The sequence below is a fragment of the Yoonia sp. genome (genome assembly GCF_014859355.1).
Taxonomy (GTDB): Bacteria; Pseudomonadota; Alphaproteobacteria; order Rhodobacterales; family Rhodobacteraceae; genus Yoonia.
Window position 1 is genome coordinate 49,479 of record NZ_JACUUJ010000003.1, and the last position, 13,579, is coordinate 63,057.

The following is a 13,579-nucleotide window of genomic DNA, read 5'->3' on the forward strand; positions in this document are numbered from 1 at the left end:
ATCTGCGACTCAAAGGAGAGCCATGTGGCCACCGGTGCCCTGACCCCATCCGCCAAGGATGTAACAGAATCCCTGTTGGAATTTCCCGATAATTTCTTGCTGATCGACCTGTGCGGCGAATATGACCGTAATCTGACTACGATTGAAAACAGCCTTGGCGTGCAAATTTTACGCCGTGGCAACCAATTGGCTATTATCGGCGAAGACGGGCCGCGCCACGATACACTGGACGTGTTGCGCGCGCTTTATAGCCGGCTCGAGGCGGGGCGGTCGCTTGATCCCGGTGATATCGACCGTGAACTGCGGATGGGCCACGCGGCAGATGCCAGCCCCGCTGACCAGATCGAACTGTTCAAGGGTGACACCGCGCGTGTTGAAATCAAGACCCGCAAGAAACTGGTCGAACCGCGCACCGATGCGCAAAAGGCTTATGTCAATGCGCTGTTCGATCATGAACTGGCCTTTGGGATCGGCCCGGCAGGCACGGGCAAGACCTATCTGGCGGTCGCCGTGGGCGTAAACATGCTGATTTCGGGTCATGTGGACAAGATTATCCTGTCGCGCCCTGCGGTCGAGGCAGGCGAAAAACTGGGCTATCTGCCCGGCGACATGAAGGAAAAAGTCGATCCCTACATGCAGCCGCTCTATGATGCGCTGAACGATTTTCTGCCCGGCAAACAAGCGGCCAAGATGATGGAAGAAAAAGTCATCGAAATCGCGCCTTTGGCCTTTATGCGTGGGCGCACGCTGTCCAACGCTTTTGTCGTGCTGGACGAGGCGCAGAACGCGACCACGATGCAGATGAAGATGTTCCTGACCCGTCTGGGCGAAGGGTCGCGCATGGTCATCACCGGCGACCGCACCCAGATTGATTTGCCGCGCGGGGTAAATTCCGGCCTGTGGGATGCGGAACGGTTGCTGAAAAACATTCCAAAGATCAGCTTTAACTATTTCACCTCCAAGGATGTGGTGCGGCACCCGCTGGTGGCTGCCATCATCGAAGCCTACGAGGCGGATGAGCCCCGGTGACTGTTGATTGCCTGATCGAAGATCCCCGTTGGGGTGATATCGAAAGCCTTGCACAGACCGCGACAGATGCGGTGCTGGAACGTCTTGGGATGGAATCGTCTGTTTTTGAAATCAGTGTGTTAGCCTGTGGTGATACGCGTATCGCTTTGCTGAATGCTGATTTTCGCGGCAAGCCGCAGCCGACAAACGTGCTGAGTTGGCCATCGCAAGAGCGCGGAGCCGTGGCGGACGGCGAAATGCCTTTGCCCCCTGTGCCGGGGCCGGAAAGTGAACTGGGCGATATCGCCATCGCCTTTGAAACCTGCGCGCGCGAAGCGGCGGAAGCAGGCAAATCCATGGCTGATCACACGATCCATTTACTTGTTCATGGCACGCTTCATTTGTTGGGTTTCGATCACGAGCGTGACCGCGATGCCACCCTTATGGAAGGGCTGGAAACAGAGATACTTGGCAAACTGGGTCTTGCTGACCCATATAGGATTTGAGCGGGCCACGGGGCCCAATTTTGGTAAGGATGAAATGGGCGATACTGACGGCGGTCCGTCTATGGCTGCGCAAAGCGCGCAAGACGATGAAATAGGCACACAGGAAGACGGGTTTTTCGCCCGGATCCGCAATGTGTTTCAGCCAAACACCGCGACTGACGCGGCAGAGGAAACACCCCGCGAAACGGCAAGACCGGCAAATGCCATGCTTGGTCTTTTGAACCTGCGCCGCAAGCGGGTCGAGGATGTATCGGTACCAAAGGCCGACATCGTGGCGGTGCCTGTCACGGTTGCCAAGGATGAACTGGTCAAGGTGTTCCGCGACAGCGGCCTGACCCGTCTGCCGGTTTACGATGGCACGCTTGATACGCCGATCGGGATTGCGAATCTTAAGGATTTCGCGCTGCGCCACGGGTTCAACGGCGACAGCCCGGATTTTGACCTGCGCGACATGTTGCGCCCGTTGCTTTTCGTGCCGCCGTCGATGCCATTGGGGGTTTTGTTGCAGAAAATGCAGGCAGAACGCATCCACATGGCCCTGGTCATTGATGAATATGGCGGCACCGATGGTCTGGTCACAATCGAAGATCTGATCGAACAGGTTGTTGGCGATATCGAAGACGAACACGACATCGAAGAAGCCCAAAGCTGGGTGCTGGAACAGCCCGGTATCTATATGGTGCAGGCCCGCACCGATCTTGAGGATTTTCAGGCGGAAATCGGGCTTGACCTGACTGCCCATGAAGAAATCGACGAAGAAGAGATCGAAACCTTGGGGGGGCTGGTTACAATGCTGGCCGGGCATCTGCCCGCAAGGGGCGAGGTGATCGTGCATCCGATCGGCGTTGAGTTCGAGGTGGTCGATGCCGACCCGCGCCGGATCAAGCGGTTGCGTGTCTGTCTGCCAAGCGCTGCGCATGCCTGACATCTTTGCGCGCCTCGCGGCATTGCCGGTGTGGCAGCGGTTTGCGCTGCTGAGTTTGCTGGGCGTTGTGGGCGGGCTGGGGCAGGCCCCCTTTGATCTGTGGCCCGCGACCATCATTGCCCTGGCCATACTTTTGCAGGTGCATACCGTCGCGCCGACTGCGCGGCGGGCAACGCTTGATGTCTGGTGCTTTGGGCTGGGATATTTCGGTTTTACCCTGCATTGGATCGTGGAACCCTTTCTTGTTGATATTGCCCGGCATGGCTGGATGGCCCCTTTTGCGCTGGTCTTGATGGCGGGGGGCGCGGCGCTGTTCTGGGCGCTGGCGGGTTGGCTGGCGCGGCGGGTCGCGCCGGGCGGGGCGATGTTCTTTGGGCTGATGCTGGTCTGGGCCGAACTGACGCGCGCGCTGATCCTGACGGGGTTTCCATGGGCGTTGTTGGGGCACATCTGGGTGCCGACCCCGCTGGCGCAACTGGCGGCTTTTGGCGGGCCGCATCTGCTGAGTTTGATCACCATTCTGGCGGCTTGGGCGCTGACAACGCTGTGGCACCGCAGGTTGGTGCCAGGGCCGATTGTGATTGTCGTTTTGGGTGGTGTTGCTGGGGTTTTGGGTAGCGGACCTACACCAGAGCTACGGTCAGATGGCCCCCTTGTGCGCATCGTGCAACCGAATGCGCCGCAGCACCTCAAATGGGATCCGGCCTATCGCGATGTGTTTCTGAATCGTCTGCTTGATCTGACCGGGCAGGGGGCTGTCCCTGATCTGGTGGTCTGGCCCGAAACAGCCGTGCCGTCGTTGCTCAACTACGTCCAATCCGACCTGAGCCTGCTGGAGGGTGCCGCCCGTGGCGCGCCGCTGGTCTTTGGTATCCAGCGTCTGGATGCGGCAGGGGCATTTTATAACAGTATGGTCGTCATGGGGCCGGGTGGTGTGATTCGCGACATATATGACAAACGCCATCTGGTCCCGTTCGGAGAATATATTCCGGGTGCGCGCCAGATCGAAAAACTGGGATTACCCGGCCTTGCCGGGTTGGTCGGCACAGGGTTTACCCCCGGCACACAGGGCGATCCGTTGATGATACCCGGCATTGGGCTTGCTGTGCCGCTGATCTGCTACGAAGGTATTTTTGCCGAAGAAATCGTCACCGGGCCGACGCGCCCGCGATTGATGGTGCTGATCACCAATGATGCGTGGTTTGGACAGGCGGCAGGCCCGCATCAGCATCTGGCGCAGGCCCGTTTGCGGGCTATCGAACAAGGTCTGCCGATGGTGCGCGCGGCCAATACCGGGATCAGCGCGATGATTGATGCCAAAGGGCGCATTGTGGACCAGGTATCCTTGGGCGTCGCAGGGGCGATTGATGTGCCCTTGCCGCTCGCCCTGCCCGCGACACCCTATGCCCGACGGGGGGAATGGCCATTTGTAGGCGTATTGATTTTGTTAACCTTTGGGTTCTATGCCGGCGGTCGTCGGTTTGGCAATTGACGCCATTCGGTCCAAGGCATAAACGCGAATTTGGTTCTGTCACAACGGCTTCCTGACGTGGCAGTTTTTTTTATCGGAGCACTTCCCCATGGCAAGACAAGACTACACTTTCACCTCGGAATCGGTATCCGAGGGACACCCGGATAAAGTGTGCGACCGCATTTCAGATGCGGTTCTGGATACTTTCCTTGCCGAGGAACCGGAAGCGCGCGTCGCTTGTGAAACCTTTGCCACAACAAACCGCGTCGTCATCGGCGGGGAAGTCGGGCTATCTGACCAGGAAAAACTGACAGAGCTAAAAGATAACCTTGCCCATATCGTGCGGCGCTGCGTGCGCGAAATCGGGTATGAACAGGATGAATTCCATTGGCGCACATTGGAAATCACCAACCTGTTGCACGAACAATCCGCCCATATCGCCCAAGGCGTGAACGGCGGTGAAGGTAAGGAAGAGGGCGCCGGCGATCAGGGGATCATGTTCGGCTATGCCACCACTGAAACCGCCGCATTGATGCCCGCGCCGATCCAATATGCCCATGCGATCCTGCGCCGTCTGGCCGAGGTGCGCAAATCTGGCGAACAGCCGACCCTGCGCCCGGATGCCAAAAGCCAGATTTCGTTGCGTTACGCGGGCGGCAAGCCGGTCGAGGTGACGTCGATCGTGCTGTCCACGCAGCACTGCGACGAAAGCCAGACCAGTGCCGATATCCGTGCGATCGTCGAACCCTACATCCGCGAGGTTCTGCCAGACGGGTTCATCACGCCGAAAACCGAATGGTGGGTCAACCCGACCGGCACATTCGTGATTGGCGGCCCTGATGGCGATGCGGGCCTGACCGGGCGCAAGATCATTGTGGATACCTATGGCGGTGCTGCCCCGCACGGTGGCGGTGCATTTTCCGGCAAAGATCCGACCAAGGTGGACCGCTCTGCCGCCTACGCCGCGCGCTATCTGGCCAAAAATGTCGTGGCGGCGGGCATGGCGGAACGTTGCACGATCCAGCTAAGCTATGCCATCGGGGTGGCGCGCCCGCTGTCGATTTACGCAGACACGCATGGCACCGGCGAGGTTGATCCGGCAGCGATCGAACGTGCCATTGCGCATGCAATGGACCTGACGCCGCGCGGCATTCGCAAGCATTTGAAACTGAACCAGCCGATCTTTGAACGCACGGCGGCCTATGGCCATTTTGGCCGCGAACCTGACGCAGATGGTGGGTTCAGCTGGGAAAATACAGATCTGGCTGCGGCATTGGCGCGCGGTGTTTGAAAACCAGGGTGGGTTTCGACCCACCCTACACACGATTGCACCCGCACACAGCCCTTGCTACATCCCGCGCCATGACAAAGACCAAACACCCCTCGGGCGCGCCGTGGCGCAATTTCTATGGCCGCTTTCGCGGTAAAACGATTCGTGCCAGCCAGCATGACTATCTGGAAAACGATCTGGCCCCGTTGTCGCCCGGCCCTGTCAGTTGGGAAGACAACCCCGACCGCACGCCGCTGGATCTGGCGGGTCTGTTCGGGGACAGGGATATCTGGCTTGAAATCGGCTTTGGCGGCGGCGAACATCTGGTGCATATGGCGCAGCGTTATCCAGACATTGGCCTGATCGGCTGCGAACCTTTCATCAACGGTGTTGCCATGCTCTTGGGTAAGATCCGCAAGGCAAAGGTTCAAAACCTTGCGGTGCATCCGGGTGATGTGCGCGATCTGTTCGATGTGCTGCCGGATGCGACGCTGTCGCGCGTCTTTCTGAACTATCCCGACCCGTGGCCCAAGAAACGCCACCACCGCCGCCGGTTCGTAACCCCCGAACATCTGGTGCCGCTGCACCGCGTGATGAAACCCGGTGCGATCCTGCGGGTTGCGACGGATATTCCCGATTACGTGCGGCAAACATTGGAAGAAGTGCCGCGTCACGGTTTTGACTGGCTGGCAGAGGGGCCGGATGATTGGCGCAATCCATGGGATGACTGGCTGTCGACCCGTTATGAACAAAAGGCCCTGCGCGAAGGTCGCACGCCCCATTATCTGACTTTTCGCAAGCGATAAGCGTCGAAGCCCCGGCGGGGATATTTATCCGCGGCAGAAGCGGGGCGTGATGGACCATGACGCAGCGCTGCGCTATCACGCGGCTGAGATAAAACAAGGACATGATCATGGCTGGCCACGGCACCCCCATTCCGATGACATCGCGCCCCTGTGGCCCCTTGATCGGCACGGCCAATGTGCCGGGGGACAAGTCGATTTCGCATCGGTCCCTGATCCTTGGGGCGCTGTGTGTGGGTGAAACACGCATCACCGGCTTGTTGGAGGGCGAAGACGTGCTGGACACCGCCCGCGCGATGCGGGCCTTTGGCGCGACTGTCACGGATCATGGCGGCGCCGAATGGTCGGTGCAGGGTGTGGGTGTGGGCGGGTTTGCCGAACCCGATCAGGTTATTGACTGTGGCAATTCCGGCACTGGTGTGCGCCTGATCATGGGGGCGATGGCCACATCGCCGATCACGGCGACTTTTACCGGTGATGCGTCATTGAATGGCCGCCCGATGGGGCGCGTGACTGATCCGCTGACGCTGTTTGGTGCGCAGGCGGTGGGGCGTGCCGGTGGGCGTTTGCCCATGACGATTGTCGGCGCTGCTGATCCGGTGCCCGTGCGCTATACCGTGCCAGTGCCCTCGGCGCAGGTGAAATCGGCGGTGTTGTTGGCGGGGTTGAATGCGCCGGGCCAGACTGTCGTGATTGAAAAAGAAGCAACCCGCGATCACACCGAACGGATGTTGCAGGGTTTTGGCGCAACCCTGACGGTGGAAGAAACGGACGAAGGCCGGGTCATCACCCTGACCGGCCAGCCCGATCTGCAACCGCAGACAATCATCGTGCCACGTGATCCTTCATCGGCGGCGTTTCCGGTTTGTGCAGCGCTGATCGTGCCCGGATCGGACGTGCTGGTGCCCAATATCGGGTTGAACCCGACCCGTGCAGGCCTGTTCACCACCCTGCAGGAAATGGGGGCCGATCTGACCTATGAAAACCTGCGCGAGGAAGGTGGCGAGCCTGTGGCGGATCTGCGTGCGCGTTATTCGCCTGATCTGAACGGCATCGCCGTGCCGCCTGCGCGTGCGGCCAGCATGATTGATGAATATCCGGTGCTGTCGGTTGTGGCGGCCTTTGCGACTGGCGTGACCGACATGCAGGGCGTCAAGGAACTGCGCGTCAAGGAAAGCGACAGGATTGATGCGATGGCCAAGGGCCTGCGCGCCGCCGGTGTCACCGTGGACGAAGGCCCGGACTGGTGGCGCGTGACGGGGCTTGGCCATGGCAATGTACCGGGGGGTGTGACGGTCGCCAGCCAGTTGGATCACCGGATCGCGATGGCCTTTTTGGTCATGGGCATGGCCGCGCAAAAACCGATGCGCGTGGATGACGGCGGGCCGATTGCCACGTCTTTCCCGGTGTTTGAACCGCTGATGGCGGGGCTTGGCGCGCAGATCGAGCGAGAAGAAACATGAGCTTTATCGTCGCTATCGACGGCCCTGCGGCGGCGGGCAAGGGGACCATTTCGCGCGCTGTGGCAGAACATTTCGGGCTGGCGCATCTGGATACCGGGCTGCTTTACCGTGCGGTAGGGGCCAGGGTGCTGGCGGGGGGGGATCCGGTCGCGGTGGCCCGTGCGCTGGACCCTGTCGATCTGGAAAACGATAATCTGCGCACACCCGCTGTCGCGCAAGCCGCAAGCGAGGTGGCCGTCATTTCTGATGTGCGCAGCGCTTTGGTGGATTTCCAGCGTGGCTTTGCCCGCCGCGCCGGTGGTGCCGTGTTGGATGGGCGTGATATTGGCACGGTGATCTGCCCTGACGCCGATGCCAAATTGTTCATCACCGCCAGCCCTGAATGCCGCGCCGCGCGCCGTCATAAGGAACTCGCCGAGAAGGGGATCGAGGCGACATTTGAAACCGTTCTGGCCGATGTCATGGCGCGCGACACCCGTGACAGTGACCGCGCCACTGCCCCGTTGGTCGCTGCCGCAGATGCGGTGCAGATCGACACATCTGATCTGTCGGTTGATGCCGCCATCGCACGCGCCGTGGCGGTGGTTGAAGCGGCACACCGACGAAAGCGATAGCCGGCCTGTGGCGTTGCGGATCGGCAGGTCAATCTGTTGCGCTGATCTGGCCCTTATGGACCACGTAAAACGCCGGCCCGCAAATAGCACCGTTCCGATCCTGACCGCCCACAGCAGGCGCGGGGCGGGGCAACCCCCTTGCAAACAAGCCTCATCCGGCGTATACGCCCCCTGTCGAAGCGCCGGGACAGGCGCGGGCTTGAGACTTGGGCGGGGTCGGTGTCAACCGGCCCTGTTGTTTTATGGCCCGCCTTGGCGCCCAAACCAAATGAAATCCCAAAGACCGGCGGAGACAACCGCACGGCCCGTATAAAACCAAACGTTAGGAAAACGACGCCACATGGCAAACACAATGGAAGAGTTTGAAGCACTCTTGAACGAAAGCTTCGAAATGGACACACCGGCCGAAGGGTCTGTTGTCAAAGGCAAGGTTATCGCGATCGAAGCGGGCCAAGCCATTATCGACGTGGGCTACAAGATGGAAGGCCGCGTTGATCTGAAAGAATTCGCAAATCCCGGCGAAGAGCCTGAAATCAAAGTGGGTGACACCGTTGAAGTGTTCCTGCGTCAGGTCGAAAACGCCCGTGGCGAAGCCGTCATTTCCCGTGAAATGGCCCGTCGCGAAGAAGCCTGGGATCGTCTGGAAAAAGCCTATGCTGACGAAGAACGTGTCGATGGCGCGATCTTTGGCCGCGTCAAAGGCGGGTTCACTGTGGACCTTGGCGGCGCTGTCGCCTTCCTGCCCGGATCACAGGTTGATGTGCGCCCCGTGCGCGATGCTGGCCCGTTGATGGGTCTTAAGCAGCCGTTCCAGATTTTGAAAATGGACCGTCGCCGGGGCAATATCGTTGTGTCGCGTCGTGCGATCCTTGAAGAATCACGTGCCGAACAGCGTGCCGAAGTCATTGGCAATCTGACCGAAGGTCAGGAAGTTGACGGCGTGGTCAAGAATATCACCGAATACGGTGCCTTCGTTGATCTGGGCGGCGTTGACGGCCTGCTGCACGTCACCGACATGGCATGGCGCCGGGTCAACCACCCGTCCGAGATCCTGTCGATTGGTGAAACGATCAAGGTGCAGGTTATCAAGATCAACAAGGAAACCCACCGTATTTCCTTGGGCATGAAGCAGCTGCAAGACGATCCATGGGATGCGGTCGAGCAGAAGTTCGCGCTGGGTTCCGTGCATCAGGGTCGCGTGACCAACATCACCGATTACGGCGCGTTTGTAGAGCTGGAGGCCGGTGTCGAAGGTCTGGTTCACGTGTCCGAGATGTCCTGGACCAAGAAAAACGTTCACCCCGGCAAGATCGTCTCGACCAGCCAGGAAGTCGAAGTCATGGTTCTGGAAATTGATTCAGCCAAGCGTCGCGTTTCCCTTGGCCTGAAACAGACCCAGCGCAACCCATGGGAAGTGTTTGCAGAAACCCACCCTGAGGGCACCGAGGTTGAAGGCGAAGTCAAGAACATCACCGAATTCGGTCTGTTCATCGGCCTTGAAGGCGACATTGACGGCATGGTTCACCTGTCAGACCTGACATGGGAAGGCCGTGGCGAAGACGTCATCGGTGATTTCCGCAAGGGCGACATCGTGAAAGCCAAGGTTGCCGAAGTTGACGTTGAAAAAGAACGCATCAGCCTGTCGATCAAGGCGCTGGACGGCGACCCATTCGCAGAAGCTGTTGGCGGCGTGAAGCGCGGTTCGATCATCACTGTTGAAGTGACCAAGATCGAAGACGGCGGCATCGAGGTCGAGTATGAAGGCATGAAATCCTTCATTCGTCGTTCCGACCTGTCGCGTGACCGTGCCGAACAGCGCCCAGAGCGTTTTGGCGTTGGCGATAAGGTCGACGTGCGCGTCACCAACATCGACAGCAAGACCCGCAAGCTGGGTCTGTCGATCAAGGCACGTGAAATCGCGGAAGAAAAAGAAGCGGTCGAACAGTTCGGTTCTTCTGATTCCGGTGCATCCTTGGGCGATATCCTGGGTGCAGCACTGAAGCGTGACGGATAATTCGGTTTCTCAACTGAAATGAATGACCCCGTTGCAGGCAACTGCGGCGGGGTTTTTTGTTGTCGGTGCGCGATACAGATAAAACGTTCGCCGCTGGCTGGCCGATTGCGGCGGCGGTTCCGGTGATTTATCACGGCAAATATATCGAAAAGGGACCGATCATGTATGATGTAAACCCGCTGGCCTATGCCCTGCGTGTAGGGTCGCTGGGCACTGAAAACGCGCCTTTTGTCACCGACCGAGTGACCGGAATGATGACAACCTATGCCCAAGTCTGGCAGCAGGCGGAACAGGTGGCAGGTGTTCTAGTGTCCCTTGGCGTGGCCCCCGGTGATCGGGTGGCGGTGCAGGTGCCGAAATCTGTTGCGGCGATCCCGCTATATCTGGGCACGGTTCTGTGCGGTGCGGTGCATTTGCCGCTGAACACCGGCTATACCGCGACCGAGATCGATTATTTCCTGACCGACGCGCGCCCGCGTGTCTTTGTTTGCTGTCCGGCCAATCTGGCGGCGCTTGGTCCGGTTGCGGCCAAGGCCGGTGTGGACACGGTCCTGACGCTGGATGCGGATGGCGGGGGCACATTGGCCGATGCGTTGCAACAGGCCACCCCCATCGCACAGGCAGTGCCGCGCGCGGCGGATGATCTGGCGGCGATCCTTTATACATCGGGCACCACGGGCCGGTCCAAAGGCGCGATGCTGACCCATGATAACCTTGCATCGAATGCGGCCAGCTTGCGCGATCTGTGGCGATTCACGGCGGATGATGTGCTGATCCATGCACTGCCGCTGTTTCATACACACGGGCTGTTCGTGGCGATCAATGTCACGCTGATGGCGGGTGGGGCGCTGTTGCTGCACCGCGCATTCGATGCGGGCGCGGTGCTGGATGATTTCGCCCATGCGACGGCGCTGATGGGGGTGCCGACATTCTACACCCGCCTGCTGGACCTGCCCGGCCTGAACCGCGATGCCGCGCGCCATATGCGCCTGTTCATTTCCGGGTCCGCCCCGATGTTGACCGAAACCCACCACCTTTGGCACGACCGCACCGGGCATTGGGTGCTGGAACGCTATGGCATGACCGAAACCTCGATGAGCACGTCAAACCCTTATGCCGGCCTGCGCAAACCCGGCACCGTGGGGCTGCCGCTGCCGGGTGTGGATCTGCGCGTGGTGGATGACGCGGCTGCGCCGGTGCCGCTAGGTGCTGTCGGCGGGGTCGAAGTGCGCGGGCCGAACCTGTTTGCGGGCTATTGGCAGATGCCTGACAAAACAGCCGAAGATATGCGCCCCGATGGTTGGTTCAAGACCGGCGATCTGGGGCAGTTGGATCGTGACGGTTATCTGACGATCGTGGGCCGGTCCAAAGATCTGATCATTTCAGGCGGATATAACATTTACCCCAAAGAGGTGGAAACCCTGATCGATGCGCTGGCTGGCGTGGCGGAAAGCGCGGCCTTTGGCCTGCCCGATCCAGATCTGGGCGAGGTGGTGGCCGTTGCCGTTGTGCTGGCCCCCGGTGCCGATCTGGATGCTGATGCGATCAGGGCAGGGGTTGCCGATGATCTGGCGCGGTTCAAATTGCCGCGCCACGTTTATTTTTTGCCTGCCTTGCCGCGCAACACGATGGGCAAGGTGCAAAAGGCGCAGCTGCGGGCGCAGTTTGCGCCGTCTTAGTGGCTCATCAATACGGGGATATTCGCGCGCATTCCGATGTCGCGCGTGACCCCGCCGAACAGGCCTTCGCGCAGGGGTGAATGTTCATAGGCACCCATGACCAGCAGATCGGCGTTGGTTTGCTGGCAATGATCCACCAGCGTATCCGCAATAGACCGCCTGTCGCGCGGCAGTTCGGTCAGCGTGACGTTCAGGTCATGGCGTTGCAGGATCTGACCTGCGTCAATGCCCGGCAATGACCCTGAAAATGGCGACCGCCCGACCGACACGATTTCAACCGGATCATCCTTTTCCAGAAATCGGGTGGCATCGGCCAACGCGCGCGACGCGGCCCGCCCGCCATCCCAGGCGACCACGGTTTTCTTGCCAAAATGCGGCTTTCTATAGGAGGAAGGAAAGATGATGACCGGGCGCCCGCTATCATAGGTGATGCGATCGGGGTAAATCTCGATATGCGACTGGCCATAGGCTGTTGCGGTCTCATGCATGCCAAGGATCGTAATATCGTAAAGCCGGGCATAAGCGGTGATTGTTGGCTGCACGGGGCCGCCACTGTCAACCCAGTGCCGTTTTTGATCGGGAACTGCGGCGCAAATCTGATCAAATTTCCCCCGCAGCTCTGTATGTGCCTCGTCTGCGACCTGCATGATCGCATCCTGCACCTTTTGCGGCATCCAAGGTTTGAATTGGGATGATAACTTTGAACCGCCATGCGCGAACAGGCCGGTCAGATGTGTGCCATAATGCCGTTGCATCGCAACCGCACCATGCAGTGCCGCATCTGATCCGGGCAGGCCGTTATAGGCGACAAGGATGTTCTTGATGGCCATGATATGCCCCTTCAGCCGGTGTAAAGCCCTGCGGTGCGGCCCCGCAGTTTGATCAGCGCCAGCACCGTGTCGATGGTGGGGGTCGGGGTGCCCGTCACGCGGCCCAGTTCCTGCACCGACCCCACCAGTGCGTCGATCTCCATCGGGCGGCCTGCGTCAAGATCCTGCAACATGGATGTGCGGTGCGCACCCACGGCGGCCCCGCCATCAATCCGGCGGTCCACGTCGATGGGGAATTTCACGCCCAGTTTTTCCGCGATTTCCTGCGCTTCGATCATCATTCCCCGCGCCACGGCGCGTGTGCCGGGGTCGGTGCAAAGCACATCCAGCGTTGCGTGCGTCAGCGCGGAAATCGGGTTGAACGACAGGTTCCCCCACAGTTTCACCCAGATTTCATCGCGCAGGCGCGGGCGCACAGGCGCCTTGAGCCCCGCCGCTGATAACGCCCGCGATAGGGCCACGGCCCGTTCCGATTTGCTGCCATCGGGTTCGCCCAGCGAAAAGCGGTTGCCTTCGATATGTTTGATCACGCCGGGTTCGATGACCTCGGCTGCGGGATACACCACGCAGCCCAGCACCCGGTCGGGGCCAAAACCATCCCATTGCGCATTGCCGGGGTCCACGGATTCCAGCCGCGTGCCTTCCAGATCGGTGCCGATCTTGTGGAAATACCACCACGGCACGCCGTTCACGCCGCTGACGATGGTTGTATGGTCCCCGATCAGCGGTTGCATCTTGTCCACCACTGGCGGCACCGAATGCGCCTTGAGCGTGACAATCACGTAGTCCTGCGGCCCCAGATCGGCGGGATTATCGCTGGCCGTAACGGGCACCGTGACCGGTTCACCGCTTTCTTCGATCAGGGTCAGGCCCTTGTCCTGCATCGCGGCCAGATGCGGCCCGCGCGCCACCAGGCTGACATCAGCCCCCGCCTGCGCCAGCTTCACGCCCATATAGCCGCCGATGGCGCCAGCCCCAAAAATACAGATTTTCATG

The 13,579-nt window shown here is 60.0% G+C and carries 12 protein-coding genes and 1 riboswitch; of the genes, 10 read left to right on the top strand and 2 right to left on the bottom strand.

The window, feature by feature from the left end; genetic code table 11:
• Positions 1–24: 24 nt before the first annotated feature.
• The 10 genes from IBX59_RS02340 (at position 25) to IBX59_RS02385 (ending at position 11,753) form a co-directional block, all read left to right on the top strand.
• A complete protein-coding gene (locus IBX59_RS02340; protein WP_296371998.1) occupies positions 25–1,029 on the top strand; it encodes a PhoH family protein in 1,005 nt (334 codons plus the stop codon).
• Positions 1,026–1,514, top strand: coding sequence for an rRNA maturation RNase YbeY (gene ybeY, locus IBX59_RS02345; RefSeq protein ID WP_296372000.1), 489 nt, complete (start codon positions 1,026–1,028; stop codon positions 1,512–1,514). The genes IBX59_RS02340 and ybeY overlap by 4 nt, the downstream gene beginning before the upstream one ends.
• Positions 1,515–1,548: 34 nt before the next feature.
• Positions 1,549–2,439: a hemolysin family protein gene (locus IBX59_RS02350; RefSeq protein WP_296372002.1), complete on the top strand. Its 891-nt coding sequence runs from the start codon at positions 1,549–1,551 to the stop codon at positions 2,437–2,439.
• Entirely contained in the window at positions 2,432–3,931 is a 1,500-nt protein-coding gene (lnt, locus tag IBX59_RS02355; RefSeq protein WP_296372003.1) for an apolipoprotein N-acyltransferase, read from the top strand. Before IBX59_RS02350 ends, lnt begins: the two co-directional genes overlap by 8 nt.
• Before the next feature lie 33 nt (positions 3,932–3,964).
• Positions 3,965–4,012, top strand: a riboswitch (SAM-SAH riboswitch).
• Positions 4,013–4,019: 7 nt separating this feature from the next.
• Entirely contained in the window at positions 4,020–5,201 is a 1,182-nt protein-coding gene (gene metK / locus IBX59_RS02360) for a methionine adenosyltransferase (protein ID WP_296372005.1), read from the top strand.
• A 71-nt stretch (positions 5,202–5,272) separates the two neighbouring features.
• A complete protein-coding gene (gene trmB / locus IBX59_RS02365; protein ID WP_296372006.1) occupies positions 5,273–5,986 on the top strand; it encodes a tRNA (guanosine(46)-N7)-methyltransferase TrmB in 714 nt (237 codons plus the stop codon).
• 107 nt (positions 5,987–6,093) lie between these two features.
• Entirely contained in the window at positions 6,094–7,446 is a 1,353-nt protein-coding gene (aroA, locus tag IBX59_RS02370; protein ID WP_296372008.1) for a 3-phosphoshikimate 1-carboxyvinyltransferase, read from the top strand.
• Positions 7,443–8,060 carry a d(CMP) kinase gene (locus IBX59_RS02375; RefSeq protein WP_296372010.1) on the top strand — a complete coding sequence of 206 codons (618 nt, stop codon included), beginning with the start codon at positions 7,443–7,445 and terminating at the stop codon, positions 8,058–8,060. The genes aroA and IBX59_RS02375 overlap by 4 nt, the downstream gene beginning before the upstream one ends.
• 340 nt (positions 8,061–8,400) lie before the next feature.
• Positions 8,401–10,074 (top strand): 30S ribosomal protein S1, encoded by a 1,674-nt coding sequence (rpsA, locus tag IBX59_RS02380; RefSeq protein WP_296372012.1) that lies wholly within the window; start codon positions 8,401–8,403, stop codon positions 10,072–10,074.
• Positions 10,075–10,235: 161 nt separating this feature from the next.
• Positions 10,236–11,753 (top strand): AMP-binding protein, encoded by a 1,518-nt coding sequence (locus IBX59_RS02385; RefSeq protein WP_296372134.1) that lies wholly within the window; start codon positions 10,236–10,238, stop codon positions 11,751–11,753.
• Here IBX59_RS02385 and IBX59_RS02390 read toward each other — a convergent pair.
• On the bottom strand, positions 11,750–12,583 hold the full coding sequence (locus IBX59_RS02390; protein ID WP_296372014.1) for a universal stress protein: 834 nt from the start codon (positions 12,581–12,583) through the stop codon (positions 11,750–11,752). The two genes, IBX59_RS02385 and IBX59_RS02390, sit on opposite strands and share 4 nt — an antisense overlap.
• Before the next feature lie 11 nt (positions 12,584–12,594).
• The gene (locus IBX59_RS02395; RefSeq protein ID WP_296372016.1) at positions 12,595–13,578 is read right to left on the bottom strand and encodes a 2-dehydropantoate 2-reductase; all 984 of its coding nucleotides are present in this window, start codon (positions 13,576–13,578) and stop codon (positions 12,595–12,597) included.
• Position 13,579 lies beyond the last annotated feature (1 nt).